This window comes from Streptomyces sp. ITFR-16 (assembly GCF_031844705.1).
GTDB lineage: Bacteria > Actinomycetota > Actinomycetes > Streptomycetales > Streptomycetaceae > Streptomyces.
On the sequence record NZ_CP134609.1, the window covers coordinates 5091666 to 5112805 of the forward strand.

Below are 21140 nucleotides of genomic sequence, written 5' to 3' on the forward strand. Positions count from 1 at the left end.
CGGAAGGCGTGTCCGGAGCCGTGCGTGTGGACGGTCCGGGCCGCATAGCAATGAAGCTAAGGAAAGCGAAGGACTCGGCCATGGCAACGGCGCCCAGCGTCTCGTACTCGATGACGGTCAGGCTGGAGGTGCCCGCGAGCGGCACAGCGGTCTCCCAGCTCACCACGGCCGTGGAGTCCTCCGGTGGTTCCGTCACCGGCCTCGACGTGACCGCTTCCGGCCACGAGAAGCTGCGGATCGACGTCACGATCGCCGCCTCCTCCACGTCGCACGCCGACGAGATCGTCGAAGGTCTGCGGGACATCGAGGGCGTCGTCCTCGGCAAGGTCTCCGACCGTACGTTCCTCATGCACCTCGGCGGCAAGATCGAGATGGCGTCCAAGCACCCCATCCGCAACCGTGACGACCTCTCGATGATCTACACCCCCGGTGTGGCCCGCGTCTGCATGGCGATCGCCGAGAACCCCGAGGACGCCCGCCGCCTCACCATCAAGCGCAACTCCGTCGCAGTTGTGACGGACGGCTCCGCGGTGCTCGGCCTCGGCAACATCGGCCCGATGGCCGCGCTGCCCGTCATGGAGGGCAAGGCGGCCCTCTTCAAGCGCTTCGCCGGCATCGACGCCTGGCCGATCTGCCTGGACACCCAGGACACCGACGCGATCGTCGAGATCGTCAAGGCGATCGCCCCCGGCTTCGCGGGCATCAACCTGGAGGACATCTCCGCGCCGCGCTGCTTCGAGATCGAGGCCCGGCTGCGCGAGGCCCTGGACATCCCCGTCTTCCACGACGACCAGCACGGCACGGCCATCGTGGTCCTCGCCTCGCTGACCAACGCCCTGCGCGTGGTCGGCAAGAGCATCGGGGACGTACGGGTCGTCATGTCCGGCGCCGGAGCGGCCGGTACGGCCATCCTGAAGCTGCTCATCGCCGCCGGCGTCAAGCACGCGGTGGTCGCCGACATCCACGGCGTGGTGCACTCCGGCCGCGAGGACCTGGTCTCCGCCGACGCCGAATCGCCGCTGCGCTGGATCGCCGACAACACCAACCCGGAGTCCGTCACCGGCACCCTCAAGGAGGCGGTCGTGGGCGCCGACGTCTTCATCGGCGTCTCCGCCCCCAACGTCCTGGACGGCGACGACGTCGCGGCCATGGCGGACGGTGCGATCGTGTTCGCGCTTGCGAACCCGGACCCCGAGGTCGACCCGGCGATCGCCCGCCGCACGGCGGCGGTCGTCGCCACCGGGCGCTCCGACTTCCCCAACCAGATCAACAATGTCCTGGTCTTCCCCGGTGTGTTCCGCGGTCTGCTGGACGCCCAGTCCCGCACCGTCAACACGGAGATGATGCTCGCCGCCGCGCGCGCCCTCGCCGATGTCGTCGCCGAGGACGAGGTGAACGCGAACTACATCATCCCGTCGGTCTTCAACGACAAGGTCGCCGGAGCGGTCGCCGGGGCGGTCCGGGACGCCGCGAAGGCGGCCGGCGCGGCTGTGACGGGCCCCACGTCCGTCTGATGTCCGGCGCGTCGCGGGTCGCGGCGCCCCAAACGCCCCTTTAGGGTGGGCGGGCGACGCGTCCCGCAGAGCCCCGCATCAGGTGCGGACCGCTTTTGGGGAGTCGACGAAACGTCATCACGACGAGGCAGTGGTGGTTTTCGTATGACTCCGGAGGGTGCCGGATTGGCTTTCCCGCCGCAGGTGGGGGCAGGATGCTTTCCCAAGGACTTCGTCCGGGGGAGACCCCACGGGGCGCGAAGGTCTGAAAAACGGACCCGGGTCCGGACACTGTCCGAGGGCCCTGGCAGCATCGGCTTCGATCTCACGCCTCACAGGCAAGAAGAACACGGGAGTAACAACATGAACCGCAGTGAGCTGGTGGCCGCCCTGGCCGACCGCGCCGAGGTGACTCGCAAGGACGCCGACGCCGTGCTGGCCGCGCTCGCCGAGACCGTCGGTGAGATCGTCGCCAAGGGCGACGAGAAGGTCACCATCCCCGGTTTCCTGACCTTCGAGCGCACCCACCGTGCCGCTCGCACCGCTCGTAACCCGCAGACCGGCGACCCGATCAACATCCCGGCCGGCTACAGCGTGAAGGTCTCCGCGGGCTCGAAGCTCAAGGAAGCCGCCAAGGGCAAGTAAGCCCCCTGGGCACGACGAAGGGCGGTCACCCCGACCAGGGTGGCCGCCCTTCGGCGTACGGGCCGCACAGGGCCCGCGACGGGCCCCCGCGCGGGGGCCCGGCTCAGACCAGTGAACCGCCCGGCAGCTCGACCTTGGCGCCGAGCTTCTCCAGCTTGTCCATGAAGTTCTCGTAACCGCGGTTGATCAGGTCGATCCCGTGCACCCGGGACGTCCCCTGGGCCGCCAGCGCGGCGATCAGGTACGAGAAGCCGCCGCGCAGGTCGGGGATGACCAGATCGGCGCCCTGGAGCTTCGTCGGCCCGGAGACGACCGCGGAGTGCAGGAAGTTGCGCTGGCCGAAGCGGCAGTCGGAGCCGCCCAGGCACTCGCGGTAGAGCTGGATGTGCGCGCCCATCTGGTTCAGCGCCGAGGTGAAGCCGAGCCGCGACTCGTACACCGTCTCGTGCACGATCGACAGGCCCGCGGCCTGCGTCAGCGCCACGACCAGCGGCTGCTGCCAGTCGGTCTGGAAGCCGGGGTGCACGTCCGTCTCCAGCGCGATCGCGTTCAGCGCGCCGCCCGGGTGCCAGAAGCGGATGCCCTCGTCGTCGATCTCGAAGGCCCCGCCGACCCGGCGGAAGGTGTTCAGGAACGTCATCATCGAGCGCTGCTGGGCGCCGCGGACGTAGATGTTGCCCTCGGTCGCCAGCGCGGCGGACGCCCAGGAGGCGGCCTCCAGACGGTCCGGGAGCGCGCGGTGCGTATAGCCGTCGAGGCGGTCCACACCGGTGATCCGGATGGTCCGGTCGGTGTCCATGGAGATGATCGCGCCCATCTTCTGCAGCACGCAGATGAGGTCCTCGATCTCCGGTTCCACGGCCGCGTTGGACAGCTCGGTGACGCCCTCGGCGAGCACCGCGGTCAGCAGCACCTGCTCGGTGGAGCCCACCGACGGGTACGGCAGCCGGATCTTGGTGCCGCGCAGCCGCTGCGGGGCCTCCAGGTACTGGCCGTCCGCCCGCTTCTCGATCGTCGCGCCGAACTGGCGCAGCACGTCGAAGTGGAAGTCGATGGGCCGGCCGCCGATGTCGCAGCCGCCGAGGCCGGGGATGAACGCGTGGCCCAGCCGGTGCAGCAGCGGGCCGCAGAAGAGGATCGGGATGCGCGACGAGCCCGCGTGGGCGTCGATGTCGGCGACGTTCGCGCTCTCGACATGGGTGGGGTCGAGGATCAGCTCGCCGGGTTCGTCACCCGGGCGGACCGTCACGCCGTGCAGTTGCAGCAGCCCGCGCACCACCCGCACGTCCCGGATGTCGGGAACGTTGCGCAGCCGGCTGGGCCCGCTGCCGAGCAGCGCGGCGACCATCGCCTTCGGCACCAGGTTCTTGGCGCCTCGGACGCGGATCTCGCCCTCCAGCGGGGTTCCGCCGTGGACAAGCAGGACATCGTCTGTGCCGGTCATGAATCTCGCGTTCCGGAGTGGTCGGGCAGGGGGCCAAACGAAAGGGTAATGGCCCCGCGCCCCCCATCCGTAGGGGAACGGGCGGTGTACGAACGTCATGAATCCGCCACAACACGCTCTGCTGCGCAGATCTTGCGGAGGGTCACCGTCCGGATGGGCGGCCGGGCCGTGCGCTCCTTGTGCACCCGTGCGCCCTGAGCTGCGCTCGGGCACGATGCGCGACGACCGGGCTACTTGCCCCACGCCGGAGCCGAAGATGCGGGATCATTTCTGCCATGACCGAGGTGTCCTCGCTCACAGGGCGACTGCTCGTGGCCACACCCGCCCTCGCGGACCCGAATTTCGACCGCGCGGTGGTGCTGCTCCTCGACCACGACGAGGAGGGCTCCCTCGGCGTGGTCCTGAACCGCCCGACCCCGGTCGGCGTGGTGGACATCCTCGCGACCTGGGCCGGTCTGACCGGCGAACCGGAGGTCGTCTTCCAGGGCGGTCCCGTCTCGCTGGACTCGGCGCTCGGGGTGGCCGTGATCCCCGGCGACGAGGGGCCCCTCGGCTGGCGCCGGGTGTACGGGGCGATCGGCCTGGTGGACCTGGACGCGCCCCCGGAGCTGCTGGCCGCCGCCCTCGGCTCGCTGCGCATCTTCGCCGGATACGCGGGCTGGGGCCCCGGCCAGCTGGAGTCGGAGCTGGCCGAGGGGGCCTGGTACGTCGTCGAGTCGGAGCCCGGGGACGTCTCGTCGCCGCGTCCGGAGAGCCTCTGGCGGGCGGTGCTGCGGCGCCAGCGCAGCGAACTGGCCATGATCGCCACGTATCCGGACGACCCTTCGCTGAACTGATGTCCCGTCTTTCAGTACGCTTGGCGGTTATGAGCACTCTTGAGCCCGAGCGCGGGGCAGGGACCGGAACCCTCGTGGAGCCGACGCCGCAGGTGTCGAACGGCGACGGCGACCACGAGCGCTACGCCCATTACGTCCAGAAGGACAAGATCATGGCGAGTGCCCTGGAGGGCACCCCCGTGGTCGCACTGTGCGGCAAGGTCTGGGTACCGGGGCGCGACCCCAAGAAGTACCCGGTGTGCCCCATGTGCAAGGAGATCTACGAGTCCATGGGCGTCGGCGGCGACAAGGACAAGGGCAAGGGCGGCAAGGACAAGAAGTAGCCCCACCCCGCACGGAACGGACCCGGGAGAGCCCCCGGGGCACGCAGGCGCGTGCCCCGGGGGCTCTTCGCCGTTCCCGGACCCCGTTGCGTTGCACGGGGTGCTTCCCCGGGTCACAGAGTGGTGGAGACCACTTGTCGCGGCCCTGACCGGGACCTACTCTCCTGCAAGTTGTGCAGAACGAAACGCGCGTTGCGCATGTTGCAACGCCTACCGGTAGGGGTTCCGGATGAAGCTTTCTGCCCGAATTGCCGCCCCGGCCGCGGCGCTTGTGCTCGCCGGCCTCACGGCCACCGCCTGCGCGCCGGGGACCTCCGACACCGGCGCCAAGGGGGACGAGAAGACCGGCACGCTGCGCGTGTGGCTGTTCCAGGAGGTCGGCAACAAGCCCAAGGAGAAGGTCGTCGACGCCGCCGTCGCCGCCTTCAGGAAGGCCCACGAGGGCACGAAGGTCGAGATCGAGTACATCCCGGTCGAGACCCGCGCCCAGCGCGTCAAGGCCGCGTTCAACGACCCCAAGAGCGCCCCCGACCTGATCGAGTACGGCAACACCGACACCGCGGGCTACGTCAAGGACGGCGGACTCGCCGACATCACCTCCGAGTTCGGCGCCTGGGCCGAGGCCAAGGACACCGACGCGACCGCCAAGCAGTCCGTGACGGTCGACGGCAAGGTCTACGGGGCCCCGCTCTTCGTCGGCGTACGCGCGCTGTACTACCGCACCGACATCTTCGAGGACCTGGGGATCGGGGCGCCCAAGACCCAGGCCGAGCTGATCTCCACCGCCCGCAAGATCCACAAGGAGAAGCCAGGTCTGTACGGGCTCGCGGTCGGCGGCGCCTACACCTACGGCGCCATGCCCTTCATCTGGGCCCACGGCGGCGAACTGGCCGACGCGAGCGGCTCCTCGTACAAGGCCGCCATCAACAGCCCCGAGGCCCGCAAGGGCATCGAGGCCTACACCTCGCTCTTCGGCGCCGCCAACTGCCCGGCCGCCAAGTGCGCCGCCATGGGCGGCAACGCGACCGTCACCGCCTTCGCCTCCGGCAAGGCCGCCATGGCCATCGGCGGCGACTTCAGCCACGCGGCCGTCGAGGCCGGCACGGTGAAGGGCAAGTACGCCGTGGTGCCGCTGCCCGGACTCACCGAGGGCTCCGTCGCCCCCGCGTTCGCGGGCGGCAACAACATCGGCGTACTGAAGAGCAGCGCGCACCGCACGCTGGCGGTCGGCCTGATGAAGGAGCTGACCGGCAAGCGCACCCAGGCGAAGATGTTCGACGCGATGGGCTTCCTGCCCACGTACACGGACGTGCGGGACGCGGCCGCGAAGCGCGAGCCCTTCGTCGAACCGTTCGTCAGGACGCTCGGCGCCGGTGCCAAGTTCGTCCCCGCCTCGCCGGCCTGGGGCCAGATCGACTCCTCGCTGATCCTGCCGACGATGTTCCAGGAGATCGTCAGCGGCCGCAAGGACGTGGCGAAGGCATCCGACGACGCCGCCGAGAAGATGGACGCGGCGTTCGCCGACGCGGGCTGACGATGACGGCGAACAGCACGGCGTACAAGACGCCGCACGCGCCCGGGGCGGACCGGGCCACCGCCCGCCCGCCCCGGCGCCGCCCGGTGTCACCCGCCCGGCGGTCCGGCTGGACCCCCTGGCTCTATCTGCTGCCCGCGCTCGTCCTGCTCGGCGGGCTGCTGGTCTACCCCATCTACCAGCTGGGCCTGATCTCCTTCCTGGAGTACACCCAGGCCCAGGTCAGCGGCGGTGAACCGGCCACCTTCCAGGGCTTCGGCAACTACGCGGCGCTCTTCCACGACAGCCAGTTCTGGCAGGTCCTGCTGGCCACCGTGGTCTTCGCCGCGGCCTGCGTCGTGTCCACCCTGCTCGTCGGCTGCGCGCTCGCCGTCCTGCTGACCCGGATACGGGCCCTGCCGCGCCTCGCCCTCATGGTCGCCGCGCTCGGCGCCTGGGCGACGCCGGCGATCACCGGCTCGACCGTCTGGGTCTTCCTCTTCGACGCCGACTTCGGACCGGTCAACCGGGTGCTGGGGCTCGGGGACCACTCGTGGACGTACGGGCGCTACAGCGCCTTCGCCCTGGTGCTCCTCGAAGTCCTGTGGTGCTCGTTCCCGTTCGTGATGGTCACCGTGTACGCGGGCATCCGGGCCATCCCCTCCGAGGTGCTGGAGGCGGCCGCGCTGGACGGCGCCTCGCAGTGGCGGATCTGGCGGTCGGTCATGGCGCCGATGCTGCGCCCGATCCTGGTCGTCGTCACCATCCAGTCGGTCATCTGGGACTTCAAGGTCTTCACCCAGATCTACGTCATGACCAACGGCGGCGGCATCGCGGGCCAGAACCTGGTGCTCAACGTGTACGCGTACCAGAAGGCGTTCGCGTCCTCGCAGTACAGCCTCGGCTCGGCCATCGGGGTCGTGATGCTGGTGATCCTGCTCGCCGTCACGCTCGTCTATCTGCGCCTCGTGCGCCGCCAGGGGGAGGAACTGTGAGCCTGCCGTCCCTGTTGCGCGTCCGCCGGCCCGGCCGGCTCGCCGCCGAGGCCGCGGCGCTGCTGATCGCCGCCGCCGTCGCCTTCCCGCTGTACTGGATGGTGCTCTCCGCCCTCAAACCGGCGGGCGAGATCCAGTCGACCCATCCGCGCCCCTGGACCCTGTCGCCGTCCCTGGACTCCTTCCGACGGGTCTTCCAGCAGCAGGACTTCGGGCGCTACTTCCTCAACAGCCTGCTCGTCGCGGGCACGGTCGTCGTGCTCTCCGCGCTGGTCGCCTTCCTGGCGGCGACGGCGGTCACCCGGTTCCGCTTCCGCTTCCGGACCACGCTGCTCATCATGTTCCTGGTCGCGCAGATGGTGCCGGTCGAGGCGCTGACGATCCCGCTGTTCTTCCTGATGCGGGACTTCGGCCAGCTGAACACCCTCGGCTCGCTGATCCTGCCGCACCTCGCCTTCTCGCTGCCCTTCGCGATCTGGATGCTGCGCGGTTTCGTCAAGGCCGTGCCGGACGCCTTGGAGGAGGCCGCGTACATCGACGGGGCGAGCCGCACCCGCTTCCTGTGGCAGATCCTCTTCCCGCTGGTCTTCCCGGGGCTGGTGGCGACCAGCGTCTTCTCGTTCATCACCACCTGGAACGACTTTCTGTTCGCGAAGTCCTTCATCATCAGCGACACCTCCCAGTCGACGCTCCCGATGGCGCTGCTGGTCTTCTTCAAACCCGACGAGAACGACTGGGGAGGGATCATGGCAGCCTCGACGGTGATGACCGTGCCCGTGCTGGTCTTCTTCGTACTCGTACAGCGACGCCTGGTCTCGGGGCTGGGCGGAGCGGTTAAGGACTGACGTCATGAACATCGATCTGATCCCGGCGCCCGTGCGCGCCGGTGACCAGGGGCGGTGCGGGTTCCTGCTGGACGCGTCCACCACGCTCGCGGCGGCCCCCGGCACCGGGACCACCGAGCGCTGGCTGCGCGAGACGCTCGGCGCCGCCTTCGGCGTGCCGCTCGCACCGGGCGGCGAGGGCGCCGAGCACTCCGTCCGGCTGCTCATCGATCCGGCCCTGGAGCCGGAGGAGTACCGCCTGACCACCCTGCCCGGCAACAGCGTCGTGATCACCGGCGGCGGCCCCGCCGGGGTCTTCTGGGGTGCTCAGACACTGCGTCAGCTGCTGGGGCCGCGGGCCTTCCGGCGGGCGCCGGCGGGGGGCGGCACCGCCGCCTTCGGGTTCACCGACATCGAGGACCGCCCCCGCTTCGGCTGGCGCGGGCTGATGCTCGACGTGGCACGGCACTTCATGCCCAAGGCCGACGTCCTGCGCTACCTCGACCTGCTCGCCGCCCACAAGCTGAACGTCTTCCACTTCCACCTCAGCGACGACCAGGGCTGGCGCGTCGAGATCAAGCGCCACCCGCGCCTCACCGAGATCGGCGCCTGGCGCTCGCGCACGAAGTACGGCCACCGGGCCTCCGAGCTCTGGGACGAGACCCCGCACGGCGGTTACTACACCCAGGACGACATCCGTGAGATCGTCGCCTACGCCGCCGCCCGGCACATCCGGGTCGTCCCCGAGATCGACATCCCGGGCCACTCCCAGGCCGCCATCAGCGCCTACCCGGAGCTGGGCAACACCGACGTCGTCGACACCGCCGCGCTGTCCGTCTGGGACGACTGGGGCGTCACACCGAACGTGCTGGCCCCCACCGACACCGTGCTGCGCTTCTACGAGGGCGTCCTCGAGGAGATCCTGGACCTCTTCCCGCCGCAGACCTCGCCGTTCGTCCACATCGGCGGCGACGAGTGCCCCAAGGACCAGTGGAAGCAGTCCCCGGCGGCCCAGGCCCGGATCAAGGAACTCGGCCTGGCCGACGAGGACGAGCTGCAGTCCTGGTTCATCCGCCACTTCGACAACTGGCTGACCGCGCGAGGCCGCCGCCTCATCGGCTGGGACGAAATCCTGGAGGGCGGGCTCGCGCCCGGCGCCGCCGTCTCCTCCTGGCGCGGTTACGCGGGCGGCATCGCCGCCGCCGAGGCCGGGCACGACGTGGTGATGTGCCCCGAGCAGCAGGTGTACCTGGACCACCGTCAGGACGGCGGCCCCGACGAGCCGATGCCCATCGGCTACGTCCGCACCCTGCAGGACGTCTACCGCTTCGAGCCCGTGCCGCCGACCCTGTCCGACGAGGCGGCCCGGCACGTCCTCGGCACCCAGGCCAACGTCTGGACCGAGGTCATGCAGAACCGGTCCCGCGTCGACTACCAGGTCTTCCCCCGCCTCGCGGCCTTCGCCGAGGTCGCGTGGTCGGCCCTGCCCGCACCCGCCGAGCGGGACTTCGCGGACTTCGAGCGCCGCATGGCCGCGCACTACGGCCGGCTGGACGCGCTCGGCGTCGGCTACCGGCCGCCGGGCGGCCCGTTGCCCTGGCAGCGGCGCCCCGGCATCCTCGGACGCCCGATCGAGGGAACACCCCCGAACGTGTGAGCCCGGCCGCAACCGCGTCACCCGCCACCACGCTCCCTGGGAGCGTGGTGGCGGTGTCGTCCGGGAACACCGGAGGCCGCCGTGCGCACTCCGTGCCGAAGGGGAGCGAAACGGGACCATCCCCCTGACCGGGTACGGATACTCCCTTCGCGGACCCTCGCGTCGGACCGGTCCGAAGATGTGCCAGAGTTGCCACGTCCGGGCCTCCAGCACGTACCGTACGGCGAAACAGGCGGGACAGCCGGGACACCGGGAAGGGGCAGCTGGGTTGACCACGCACGCACCGCAGGCGACGCAGTCCGTCACGTTGCCTGCCTCGCTGGACGAGGCCGTGGCGGCACTCGGTGCCATGCCCATGGCCGTCCCCGTGGCAGGCGGCACGGACCTGATGTCGGCCGTCAACAAGGGGCTCCTGCGCCCCTCCGGGCTCGTCGGCCTGGGCCGGATCAGCGAGCTGCGCGGCTGGCACTACCAGGACGGCCACGCCCTGCTGGGCGCCGGTCTCACCCACGCCCGCATGGGGCGGCCCGACTTCGCCGCGCTCATCCCCGCGCTCGCCGCCTCCGCGCGCGCCGCGGGCCCGCCGCAGATCCGCAACGCCGGCACCCTCGGCGGCAACATCGCCACTTCGGCCCCGACCGGCGACACCCTGCCCGTGCTCGCCGCGCTGGAGGCCGAGCTGGTCATCGCGGGCCCCGGCGGCGCCCGCCGCGAGATCCCGGTCTCCCATCTGCTGGCCGGCCGCGAGATGCTGGAGCCCGCCGAGCTGATCGGCTTCGTCCGGGTCCCGCTGCTGCACGCCCCGCAGGTCTTCCTCAAGGCGACGGGCCGCACCGGCCCCGGCCGCGCCACGGCCTCCGTCGCGATCGTCCTCGACCCGGCCCGGCGCGGGGTGCGCTGCGCGGTCGGCGCGATCGCCCCGATGCCGCTGCGGCCGCTGGAGGCGGAACGCTGGATCGCCTCGCTGATCGACTGGGACGGTGCCCGGGGCCTCGCGCCCGACGCGCTGGCCGCCTTCGGCGAGTACGTCGCCGCGGCCTGCATCCCGGACCACGAACCACCCGCCGACGGGGGACAGGCGCCACCGCTGCCCCCGGCCGTACTGCACCTGCGGCGCACCGTCGCCGCGCTGGCCCGACGCGCGCTGGGGAGGGCACTGTCGTGAGCAATGAGGACCGCACCGACCAGCACGGCGGCTGGGAGCCGACCCCGCAGGGCGGTGAGTACGACGCGGAGGCCACGGCCTTCGTCCATCTGCCGCCGGAGGACCTGGACGGCGCCCCGCTGGCCGCCCCCGGCCACGGCTACGTGCCGCCGATGATCCTTCCGCTGACCCCCGCCGCCGGCCTGGACCCGGCGGCCACCGGCAACTGGGTCGTCCGGGCGCCCGAGGGCACGCAGCCTGAGCAGCCCGCGCCCGACGCCGTGCACTGGCCGGACCCGAACCAGCAGGGCACGGGGTACGGCTACCCGGACCCGGCGCAGTACGCGAACCCGTACCGCGAGGACCCGGCCGCCACCGGCCACTGGAACTTCACCGACGCCGGCAATTCCGCCGACGCGTCCGGGCACACCGGGCAGTGGACGGTCCCGGTGGCCGACGGCGACCTCCCGGAGGAGTCCGGCGAGTTCCCCGTCACGGCCGCCGCCGACTGGTACGCGGACCGCTCCCGGCCGGCCACCCTGCCCGGTGGCGCGCCCGCCCCGTGGGCGACCCAGGAGCCGGAGCCGGAGCCCGTGCCCGACGCCGAGCCCGCGGACGCGGAGACCGGCACCGCGGACGGGCCCGAGGCCGAGGCCCCGCCCGCTGCCGACGGGGTCCCGGGCACGCCCGAGACCCCGGCGCACGAGGCCGCGCCGGACGCGCGGCAGAGCGCCCCGGAGCCGGACGGCCGCGAGCACGGGGCCCCCGGCCACGAGACCCCCGAGAGCCCCGGGCACGAGGCGCCCGAGCAGGACGGTCCCGCACCCGTCGACACCGCCGAGACCCCGGACGAGGCCCCCGCGGACGACGAGGCGGCCGAGGACGCCCCGCCCGCGCTCGACCTGCCCAGCGAACACCCCGCCGCCTCCTACGTGCTCCACGTGAACGGCACCGACCGGCCCGTCACGGACGCCTGGATCGGTGAGTCGCTGCTCTACGTGCTGCGCGAGCGCCTCGGCCTCGCCGGTGCCAAGGACGGCTGCTCGCAGGGCGAGTGCGGCGCCTGCAACGTCCAGGTGGACGGCCGGCTCGTCGCCTCCTGCCTGGTGCCCGCGGCCACCGCCGCCGGCAGCGAGGTCCGTACGGTCGAGGGACTGGCCGTCGACGGCGAGCCGTCCGACGTCCAGCGGGCCCTGGCCGGCTGCGGCGCCGTCCAGTGCGGCTTCTGCATCCCCGGCATGGCCATGACGGTCCACGACCTCCTGGAGGGCAACCACGCCCCCAGTGAGCTGGAGACCCGCCAGGCGCTCTGCGGCAACCTCTGCCGCTGCTCCGGCTACCGGGGCGTCCTGGACGCCGTGAACGAGGTCATCGCGGGCCGGGAGGCCGCCGCCGAGGCGGCCGCCGCGCCCGCCCCGGAATCCGCGGAGCCGGACGAGGCCCGCATCCCCCACCAGGCGCCGCCGGGCGCCGGTAGTGTGCAGGCCCATCTGCAGGACGGAGGCACGGCGTGAGCAACGACGCGGCCACCGCGGCCGGCACGACCCACACGGCCATCAGCATCCCGTCGCTGGACGGCCCGGGCGGCCCCGGCACCGAGCAGCCGCTGCTCGGCCTGGGCGCCTCGCTGCCGCCGGCCGACGCCCGCGCCAAGACCGAGGGCACCTTCCCGTACGCCGCCGACCTGTGGGCCGAGGGACTGCTCTGGGCGGCCGTGCTGCGCTCCCCGCACCCGCACGCCCGCATCCGGTCCGTCGACACCTCCGCCGCGCTCCGGATGCCGGGCGTGCGCGCGGTCGTGACCCATGAGGACGTGCCCGGCGAGGGCTCCTACGGCCGCCGGGTCGTCGACCGCCCCGTCTTCGCCTCCGACCTGGTCCGCCACCACGGCGAGCCGATCGCCGCCGTGGCCGCCGACCACCCCGACACCGCCCGGCTGGCCGCCGCCGCCATCGCCGTCGACTACGAGGTGCTGGAGCCGGTCACCGACCCGGAGAAGGCCTTCGCCGCCGAGCCGCTGCACCCCGACGGCAACCTGATCCGCCACATCCCGCTGCGCTACGGCGACCCGGAGGTCACCGGCGAGGTCGTGGTTGAGGGGCTGTACCGCATCGGCCGCCAGGACCCGGCGCCGATCGGCGCCGAGGCCGGGCTCGCCGTGCCCCGCCCGGACGGCGGCGTGGAGATCTACACCGCCTCCACCGACCCGCACACCGACCGCGACCTGGCCGCCGCCTGCTTCGGCCTCGAACCGGACCGGGTGAAGGTCGTCGTCACCGGCGTGCCCGGCGCCACCGGCGACCGGGAGGACGCCGGCTTCCAGCTCCCGCTGGGGCTGCTCGCCCTGCGCACCGGCTGCCCGGTCAAGCTGGCCGCCACCCGCGAGGAGTCCTTCCTCGGCCACGCCCACCGCCATCCCTCGCTGCTGCGCTACCGCCACCACGCGGACGCCGAGGGCCGGCTGGTCAAGGTCGAGGCCCAGATCCTGCTGGACGCGGGCGCCTACGCGGACGCCTCGTCGGAGTCGCTGGCCGCCGCGGTCGCCTTCGCCTGCGGCCCGTACGTCGTCCCGCACGCCTTCATCGAGGGCTGGGCGGTCCGTACGAACAACCCGCCCTCCGGCCATGTCCGGGGCGAGGGCGCGATGCAGGTCTGCGCCGCCTACGAGGGCCAGATGGACAAGCTGGCGGCCAAGCTGGGCATCGACCCGGCCGAGCTGCGGCTGCGCAACGCCCTGTCCACCGGCGACATCCTGCCCACCGGCCAGACCGTGACCTGCCCCGCCCCGGTCGCCGAACTCCTGCGTGCCGTACGCGACCACCCGCTGCCCTCGCTGCCCAAGGACTCCCCGGAGGACGACTGGCTGCTGCCCGGCGGCCCCGAGGGCGCGGGCGAGCCCGGTGCGGTGCGGCGCGGCGTCGGCTACGCCCTGGGCATGGTCCACATGCTCGGCGCGGAGGGCGCCGACGAGGTCTCCACCGCCACGGTCCGGGTCCACGACGGTGTCGCCACGGTCATCTGCGCGGCCGTCGAGACGGGCCAGGGCTTCTCGACGCTGGCCCGCCAGGTCGTCCAGGAGACCCTGGGCATCGAGGAGGTGCACGTCGCCTCCGTGGACACCGACCAGCCCCCGGCGGGACCGGCCACGCACGGCCGGCACACCTGGGTCTCGGCCGGAGCCGTCGAACGCGCGGCGAAGATGGTCCGCACCCAGCTCCTCCAGCCGCTGGCCCACAAGTTCGGCATGTCCACCGAGCTGCTCCAGATCGCCGACGGCAAGATCACCTCCTACGACGGGGTGCTCTCGACGACGGTCACCGAGGCGATGGACGGCAAGGAACTCTGGGCGACCGCCCAGTGCCGCCCGCACCCCACCGAGCCGCTCGACGAGTCGGGCCAGGGCGACGCCTTCGTCGGTCTCGCGTTCTGCGCGATCCGCGCGGTGGTGGACGTCGACATCGAGCTGGGTTCGGTCCGCGTCGTGGAGATGGCGGTCGCCCAGGACGTCGGCCGGGTCCTCAACCCGTCCCAGCTGGCGACCCGGATCGAGGCGGGCGTCACCCAGGGCATCGGCGCCGCGCTCACGGAGAACCTCCGCACCGCCCGCGGTCTGATCCGGCACCCGGACCTCACGGGGTACGCGCTGCCGACGTCCCTGGACGCCCCCGAGATCCGCATCGTCAAGCTCGTCGAGGAGCGCGACGTGGTGGCCCCCTTCGGCGCCAAGCCGGCCTCCGCGATCCCGGTCGTGACCTCACCGGCCGCCGTGGCCGCCGCGGTCCGCTCGGCCACGGGCCGCCCGGTCAACCGCCTCCCGATCAGGCCGCAGGCGGCGGTCGCGGCCCCCAAGGGCTGAGCCGCCCCCCCCGCACACGACACCGCCCGCCCCTCGGAGCGAGGAGCGGGCGGTGTCGTACCTGGAGACCGTGACCGGATTCGAACCGGTGTAACTCGAGTTGCAGTCGAGCCCCTGAGCCTCTCGGGCACACGGTCCTGCGTGGTGCTGTTCCCCGACCGTAGGGCCGGCGGCCGGACGTCACAAGAGTGCCGGCCGCCGTGCAACGCGACCGCCATACGGCGTTCACGATCGAGGCGCCGGTCCTACGACGAAGGGACGAGGCGGGGAGCGACCCGCGACAGGGTTCATCAGGGATTTCGCCCCTTACTCTTGGGCTCATGACCGCCCTGGAACCGCGTGACGCCGATGTCGCGCCCGCCGCGCTCCGCACCGAAGGCACCGGCCCCGAAGGGGTTCTGGGACGGACCTACCGGGCACTGAGTGTCGGCATCGTCTCCGTCGTGTTCCTGATCGCCTTCGAGGCGACCGCCGTGGGGACCGCGATGCCGGTCGCCGCCCGTGAGCTGCACGGCATCCCGCTGTACGCGTTCGCGTTCTCGGCGTACTTCACCACCAGCCTGTTCGCCATGGTGCTCTCCGGCCAGTGGGCCGACCGGCGCGGGCCGCTCGCGCCGCTGGCGACCGGGATCAGCGCCTTCGGGGCGGGGCTGCTGCTGTCCGGGACCGCGGGCACGATGTGGATGTTCGTGGCGGGCCGGGCCGTGCAGGGACTCGGCGGCGGGCTGGTGATCGTCGCGCTGTACGTGGTGATCAGCCGGGCCTACCCGGAGCGGCTGCGGCCCTCGATCATGGCCGCGTTCGCCGCGAGCTGGGTGATCCCGTCCGTCGTGGGGCCGCTGGCCGCCGGGAGCGTCACCGAGCACCTGGGCTGGCGCTGGGTCTTCGTCGGCATCCCGGTCCTGGTGGTCTTCCCGCTGGCGCTCGCGCTGCCCGCGATCCGGCGGATGGCGTCGGGGCCCGCGGACCCGGCGGCGCCCGTGGAGCCGTACGACCGCCGGCGCATCGTGCTCGCGCTGGGGATCTCGGTGGGCGCGGGGCTGCTCCAGTACGCCGGGCAGGAGCGGAACTGGTTCTCGCTGCTGCCGGCCGCCGCCGGGGCGGCCCTGCTGGTCCCCGCCGTACGCGGCCTGCTGCCGCCGGGCACCGGCCGCGCGGCCCGCGGGCTGCCCTCGGTGGTGCTGCTGCGCGGGGTGGCGGCCGGCTCGTTCATCGCCGCCGAGTCGTTCGTCCCGCTGATGCTGGTCACCCAGCGCGGGCTGTCCCCGACGATGGCCGGCCTCTCGCTCGCCGCCGGCGGCGGGACCTGGGCGCTGGGTTCGTACGTACAGTCCCGGCCCCGCCTGGAGCCGCACCGCGAGCCGCTGATGGTGGGCGGCATGCTGCTGGTCGCCGCGGCCGTCGCGGCGGCGCCGGCGGTCCTGATCGACGCGGTGCCGGTCTGGACCGTGGCGGTGGCCTGGGCCTTCGGCTGCTTCGGCATGGGCATGGTGATCGCCTCGACCAGCGTGACGCTGCTGAAGCTGTCCGCCCCCGGAGAGGCGGGCGCCAACTCGGCCGCCCTCCAGATCTCCGACGGCCTCTCCAACGTCCTCCTGCTGGCCGCGGGCGGCGCGGCCTTCGCCGCCCTCGGCGGCGGAGCGGTGGGCGCGGCCCACGAGGCGACGGCCCAGGGCGCCTCCGGCTCGCACCCGGGCGCGTTCGCGGTGGTCTTCCTGCCGATGGCGGCGGTGGCACTGGCGGGGGCGTGGGTGGCCACGCGGGTGCGAACGCACGAGGTGGTACCAATGTGACCCCACTCGGTGGTACCGTTTTGGTATGGCCATGAACCTGCGTCTTCGCGACGACCAGACCGAAGCCCTCAAGCAGCGTGCCGAGCAGGAGGGCACGAGCATGCACGCCATACTGCTCCAGGCCGTGGACGACTATCTGGCCCGAACGGCTCAGCAGGCCATTGTCCGCAAGACGGCGAAGGAGCAGGCGGCCAAGTGGAGCGAGCTCATGGAGCGGCTCAAGTGAGCTGTGTCTACCTCAGCTCCGAGGACATTCTCGTCATCGCCGAGTACGCCTGCGCGGACATGCGGATCGTGGTCCGCGACCCCGGGCTCCTGGAGTCGGCCGCCCACCGGCCTTCGGCGGCCATGTTCGGCGAGGAGGCATATCCGGACGTGGTCGACAAGGCGGCAGCGCTGCTGCAGTCGCTGGCGGTCAATCACCCCCTCCTCGACGGCAACAAACGCACGGCCTGGCTGTCGTGCGTGACCTTCCTGGCCATGAACGGGATCGATCTGCGCCCGGACATCGACGCCGCCGAACGCCTGGTCATCGCGGTCGCCACGGGCGAGACGGACGAGGTCGAGGTCATCTCCCAGGGACTGCGGGAGCTGGTCATCGACGTGGTGTGAGAGCCGTCGCAATTCCGTGCGGGGCGGCGCAGTCCGCGGCCGGCCGGGGCCCGCCCCCCGGTAGGGTGGCCCGGTTGTCGTATCGCGTGCGGGCCCGTCCCGGTCCGCGGACAGCGCCACACGTACCCGAGAGACCCGAACCGGAGACCGTGACTACTACCGCCTCCCACCACCTCTCACCCGCCTTCCCCGGCCGCGCCCCCTGGGGTACGGCCGGCAAGCTGCGCGCCTGGCAGCAGGGGGCCATGGAGAAGTACATCCAGGAGCAGCCGCGCGACTTCCTCGCCGTCGCCACGCCCGGCGCGGGGAAGACCACCTTCGCGCTGACCCTCGCGTCATGGCTGCTGCACCACCATGTCGTGCAGCAGATCACCGTCGTCGCGCCCACCGAGCACCTGAAGAAGCAGTGGGCGGAGGCGGCCGCCCGGATAGGGATCAAGCTCGACCCCGACTACAGCGCGGGGCCCGTGAGCAAGGAGTACCACGGGGTCGCGATCACGTACGCGGGCGTCGGTGTCCGCCCGATGCTCCACCGCAACCGGTGCGAGCAGCGCAAGACCCTGGTGATCCTCGACGAGATCCACCACGCCGGTGACTCCAAGTCCTGGGGCGAGGCCTGCCAGGAGGCGTTCGACCCGGCGACCCGGCGGCTCGCGCTGACCGGTACGCCGTTCCGGTCCGACACCAACCCGATCCCCTTCGTCGTGTACGAGGAGGGGAACGACGGGATCCGGCGGTCCTCGGCCGACTACACCTACGGCTACGGCAACGCCCTCGCCGACGGCGTCGTGCGCCCCGTGATCTTCCTCAGCTACAGCGGCAACATGCGCTGGCGCACCAAGGCCGGTGACGAGATCGCCGCCCGGCTCGGCGAGCCGATGACCAAGGACGCCATCGGGCAGGCCTGGCGCACCGCGCTCGCGCCCACCGGTGAGTGGATCCCCAATGTGCTCAGCGCCGCCGACAAGCGGCTGACCGAGGTCCGCAAGGGCATCCCGGACGCGGGCGGCCTCGTCATCGCCACGGACCAGGAGTCGGCACGCGCGTACGCCAAGATCCTGAAGAAGGTCACCGGCGAGACGCCCGCCGTCGTCCTGTCCGACGAGAAGGCCGCCTCCAAGAAGATCGACAAGTTCAGCGCGGACGACTCGCGCTGGATGGTCGCCGTCCGCATGGTGTCGGAGGGCGTCGACGTGCCGCGCCTCGCCGTCGGCGTGTACGCCACCACCATCTCGACGCCGCTCTTCTTCGCCCAGGCCGTCGGCCGCTTCGTGCGCTCCCGCAGACGCGGCGAGACCGCCTCCGTCTTCGTACCGACCATCCCGATGCTCCTCGACTTCGCCAACGAGATGGAGGTCGAGCGGGACCACGTCCTCGACAAGCCCAAGAAGGGCAGCGACGAGGAGAACCCGTTCGCCGAGGAGGACCAGCTCCTCGCCGACGCCGAGAAGCTGGAGGACGAGGAGACCGAGGAGCAGCTGCCCTTCGAGGCGCTGGAGTCCGACGCGGTCTTCGACCGGGTGCTGTACGACGGTGCCGAGTTCGGCATGCAGGCGCACCCCGGCAGCGAGGAGGAGCAGGACTACCTCGGCATCCCCGGGCTGCTCGAACCCGACCAGGTGCAGCTGCTGCTCCAGAAGCGGCAGACCCGGCAGATCGCGCACAGCCGGCAGAAGCCCGCCTCGGAGGCGGACCTGCTGGAGAAGCCCGCCGAGGACCGCCCGGTGGTCACGCACAAGCAGCTCCTGGGGCTGCGCAAGCAGCTGAACACCATGGTCTCGGCCTACACCCACCAGAGCGGCAAGCCGCACGGCGTGATCCACACCGAGCTGCGCCGCGTCTGCGGCGGTCCGCCGAGCGCGGAGGCCACGGCCGGGCAGATCGAGCAGCGGATCAAGAAGGTCCAGGAGTGGGCCACCCGCATGAAGTGAACCCGCGGGGCGTACGGACGCGGGCACCGGCCCGGGGCAGGGACAGCCGTTCCCCGCCCCGGGCCGGTGGTCTGTTCGAAGAAATCTGCGGAAAATTGTTCACAGGGCGTTAACGCCGGTTCACCTCCGGTGTACGGAGCGTCGCGGGGGAGTCGGCCGACATGGACGCGCGTAGATCCGCGGTTCCCGGCCCGCGCCCCGCTGACCGGCACTTATGCTCCTGCGGTACAACCGGTTTTCCGCAGGCGCCCGGATTCTGGACGAGGTCTTCCGCTGAGCGGACTCGCTCGCTACTGTCCCAAAAATGTGAACGCCCCGTGGCAACGCCGCCGCGGAGCGCAGCCGGTGCCTTGGCCAGGCCGGCGGCCTCTCCGTGCGTCGCCGCTGGGACCGGTGGCGCACACCTCGTGGGAACCAGCCGCCGCCGCTCACCGAAGAGGAGAGGGCGTCGTGACCGCAGAGACCTCCCAGACGCTCGACCGAGGGCTACGTGTCCTCAAACTGCTCGCCGACACCGACCACGGTCTGACGGTCACCGAGTTGTCCAACAAACTCGGCGTGAACCGGACCGTGGTCTACCGTCTGCTGGCCACCCTGGAACAGCACACGCTGATACGCCGCGACCTGGGCGGCCGGGCCCGGGTGGGTCTCGGCGTGCTGCGCCTGGGCCGCCAGGTGCATCCGCTGGTACGGGAGGCGGCGCTGCCCGCGCTGCGGTCGCTGGCCGAGGACATCGGGGCCACGGCCCACCTCACGCTGGTCGACGGCTCGGACGCGCTCGCGGTCGCGGTCGTCGAACCGACCTGGACCGACTACCACGTGGCCTACCGCGCCGGCTTCCGCCACCCGCTGGACCGGGGTGCCGCCGGGCGGGCCATCCTCGCGGCCCGGCAGAAGCCGGTGGGCGAGACGGCCTTCACCCTGACGCACGGCGAGCTGGAGGCGGGCGCCAGCGGGGCGGCGGCGGCGCTGATGGGGGTCACCGGGGTCGAGGGCAGCGTCGGCGTGGTGATGCTCGCGGACTCCGTGCCGGAGCGGGTGGGACCGCGGGTGGTCGACGCGGCCCGCGAGGTCGCTGACGCGCTTCGCTGACGCGGTGCGCCGGTCCGTGCCGCCCGGGGTCCCCGGCGGCCGGTTCCGCCCTCCGGCGCCGGGCGGGCCGGAACGTGCCCCGGCCGGCGGCCGGCCGGGTTGTTAGATTGGGCGCGTGCTCACACGTCGATCCCGGGCCCTCGGTCTCTGCGCCCTTCCCGTTCTCGCCCTCTTCGGTGTCGCCGCCTTCGCGCCGCTGCCCTTCACGCTGGCGCAGCCCGGTACGACGGCGAACGTGCTCGGGGACGACCACGGCACGCCCGTGATCAGCATCGAGGGGACCCCCACCCGGGCCACCGACGGGGAGCTGCGGATGACGACCATCGTGGCGACCGGGCCGGACGCCGACGTCGGCATCCGGGACGTGGTCGACAGCTGGTTCCGTACGGACCGGGCCGTCCTGCCCCACGACTCCGTCTTCCCGACCGGCGGCTCCGAGCAGGAGATCGAGAAGCACAACCTCGACGACATGGAGAAGTCGCAGGACGCCGCGGTCGACGCCGCGCTCAACTACCTTGGCAGGAAGCCCGGTTCGGTCGATGTGACCCTGCATCTCGCCGACGTCGGCGGCCCCAGCGCCGGCCTGTTCTTCGCGCTCGGCATCATCGACAAGCTCGACGGCGACGGCTCGGGCGGCGACCTCACCGGCGGCCGTACGATCGCCGGCACGGGCACCATCGAGGCGGACGGCGAGGTCGGCGCGGTCGGCGGCGTCTCACTCAAGACGCAGGCGGCCCGGCGGGACGGGGCCGGCGTCTTCCTCGTACCGAAGGCCGAGTGCAACGAGGCCAAGGCCGAGCTGCCGAAGGGCCTCCGGCTGATCCCGGTCACGACGCTGAAGGGCGCGGTTTCCTCACTGCGGGCGCTCGACCACGGGGGGAAGATCCCGAGCTGCTGACGGGTGCGCCGGCGGCCTCCCCGGACGGCACGCCGGAAAGCACGTACCTGCCGCCGCCCGGCCGCCCTTCGGGCAAGGACGCCG

At 72.2% G+C, this 21140-nt stretch carries 18 protein-coding genes and 1 tRNA gene; 17 read left to right on the top strand and 2 right to left on the bottom strand.

Annotated elements, in window-relative coordinates; translation table 11 throughout:
- The first annotated feature begins 80 nt into the window (after nt 1-80).
- Complete coding sequence (locus tag RLT58_RS22565; protein WP_311312184.1) at nt 81-1514, top strand: NAD-dependent malic enzyme; 1434 nt, start codon at nt 81-83, stop codon at nt 1512-1514.
- A 342-nt stretch (nt 1515-1856) separates the two neighbouring features.
- Nucleotides 1857-2138, top strand: coding sequence for an HU family DNA-binding protein (locus tag RLT58_RS22570; protein ID WP_003968811.1), 282 nt, complete (start codon nt 1857-1859; stop codon nt 2136-2138).
- 103 nt (nt 2139-2241) lie between these two features.
- Here the strand turns inward: RLT58_RS22570 and murA are convergent, their stop codons facing one another.
- Nucleotides 2242-3582, bottom strand: a complete 1341-nt coding sequence (murA, locus tag RLT58_RS22575) for a UDP-N-acetylglucosamine 1-carboxyvinyltransferase (protein ID WP_148018924.1) — start codon at nt 3580-3582, stop codon at nt 2242-2244.
- A gap of 275 nt (nt 3583-3857) precedes the next feature.
- On the opposite strand from murA, the gene RLT58_RS22580 reads away from it, so the two are divergent.
- The 9 genes from RLT58_RS22580 (at nt 3858) to RLT58_RS22620 (ending at nt 14730) form a co-directional block, all read left to right on the top strand.
- Nucleotides 3858-4418, top strand: a complete 561-nt coding sequence (locus RLT58_RS22580) for a YqgE/AlgH family protein (RefSeq protein ID WP_311312185.1) — start codon at nt 3858-3860, stop codon at nt 4416-4418.
- 29 nt (nt 4419-4447) lie between these two features.
- Nucleotides 4448-4741: a DUF3039 domain-containing protein gene (locus RLT58_RS22585; protein WP_311312186.1), complete on the top strand. Its 294-nt coding sequence runs from the start codon at nt 4448-4450 to the stop codon at nt 4739-4741.
- A 229-nt stretch (nt 4742-4970) separates the two neighbouring features.
- Nucleotides 4971-6275, top strand: coding sequence for an extracellular solute-binding protein (locus tag RLT58_RS22590; protein ID WP_311312187.1), 1305 nt, complete (start codon nt 4971-4973; stop codon nt 6273-6275).
- A gap of 2 nt (nt 6276-6277) precedes the next feature.
- Nucleotides 6278-7249: a carbohydrate ABC transporter permease gene (locus tag RLT58_RS22595; RefSeq protein WP_311312188.1), complete on the top strand. Its 972-nt coding sequence runs from the start codon at nt 6278-6280 to the stop codon at nt 7247-7249.
- Nucleotides 7246-8094 (top strand): carbohydrate ABC transporter permease, encoded by an 849-nt coding sequence (locus RLT58_RS22600; RefSeq protein WP_311312189.1) that lies wholly within the window; start codon nt 7246-7248, stop codon nt 8092-8094. The genes RLT58_RS22595 and RLT58_RS22600 overlap by 4 nt, the downstream gene beginning before the upstream one ends.
- A gap of 4 nt (nt 8095-8098) precedes the next feature.
- On the top strand, nt 8099-9730 hold the full coding sequence (locus tag RLT58_RS22605; RefSeq protein ID WP_311312190.1) for a beta-N-acetylhexosaminidase: 1632 nt from the start codon (nt 8099-8101) through the stop codon (nt 9728-9730).
- 268 nt (nt 9731-9998) lie between these two features.
- The gene (locus tag RLT58_RS22610) at nt 9999-10895 is read left to right on the top strand and encodes an FAD binding domain-containing protein (protein ID WP_311312191.1); all 897 of its coding nucleotides are present in this window, start codon (nt 9999-10001) and stop codon (nt 10893-10895) included.
- Nucleotides 10892-12388, top strand: a complete 1497-nt coding sequence (locus tag RLT58_RS22615) for a 2Fe-2S iron-sulfur cluster-binding protein (protein WP_311312192.1) — start codon at nt 10892-10894, stop codon at nt 12386-12388. The genes RLT58_RS22610 and RLT58_RS22615 overlap by 4 nt, the downstream gene beginning before the upstream one ends.
- Entirely contained in the window at nt 12385-14730 is a 2346-nt protein-coding gene (locus tag RLT58_RS22620; protein ID WP_311312193.1) for a xanthine dehydrogenase family protein molybdopterin-binding subunit, read from the top strand. Before RLT58_RS22615 ends, RLT58_RS22620 begins: the two co-directional genes overlap by 4 nt.
- A 62-nt stretch (nt 14731-14792) precedes the next feature.
- Here RLT58_RS22620 and RLT58_RS22625 read toward each other — a convergent pair.
- Nucleotides 14793-14867 (bottom strand) — tRNA-Cys (locus RLT58_RS22625).
- A 183-nt stretch (nt 14868-15050) separates the two neighbouring features.
- On the opposite strand from RLT58_RS22625, the gene RLT58_RS22630 reads away from it, so the two are divergent.
- The 6 genes from RLT58_RS22630 (at nt 15051) to RLT58_RS22655 (ending at nt 21056) form a co-directional block, all read left to right on the top strand.
- Nucleotides 15051-16523 carry an MFS transporter gene (locus RLT58_RS22630; RefSeq protein WP_311312194.1) on the top strand — a complete coding sequence of 491 codons (1473 nt, stop codon included), beginning with the start codon at nt 15051-15053 and terminating at the stop codon, nt 16521-16523.
- A 25-nt stretch (nt 16524-16548) separates the two neighbouring features.
- Nucleotides 16549-16749, top strand: a complete 201-nt coding sequence (locus tag RLT58_RS22635) for a ribbon-helix-helix protein, CopG family (protein WP_026290595.1) — start codon at nt 16549-16551, stop codon at nt 16747-16749.
- On the top strand, nt 16746-17135 hold the full coding sequence (locus tag RLT58_RS22640; protein WP_311312195.1) for a type II toxin-antitoxin system death-on-curing family toxin: 390 nt from the start codon (nt 16746-16748) through the stop codon (nt 17133-17135). Before RLT58_RS22635 ends, RLT58_RS22640 begins: the two co-directional genes overlap by 4 nt.
- A 149-nt stretch (nt 17136-17284) precedes the next feature.
- Complete coding sequence (locus tag RLT58_RS22645; RefSeq protein ID WP_311312196.1) at nt 17285-19066, top strand: DEAD/DEAH box helicase; 1782 nt, start codon at nt 17285-17287, stop codon at nt 19064-19066.
- A 450-nt stretch (nt 19067-19516) separates the two neighbouring features.
- Nucleotides 19517-20158, top strand: coding sequence for an IclR family transcriptional regulator (locus tag RLT58_RS22650; protein WP_136201975.1), 642 nt, complete (start codon nt 19517-19519; stop codon nt 20156-20158).
- 115 nt (nt 20159-20273) lie between these two features.
- A complete protein-coding gene (locus RLT58_RS22655; protein WP_311312197.1) occupies nt 20274-21056 on the top strand; it encodes a S16 family serine protease in 783 nt (260 codons plus the stop codon).
- Nucleotides 21057-21140: the final 84 nt, after the last annotated feature.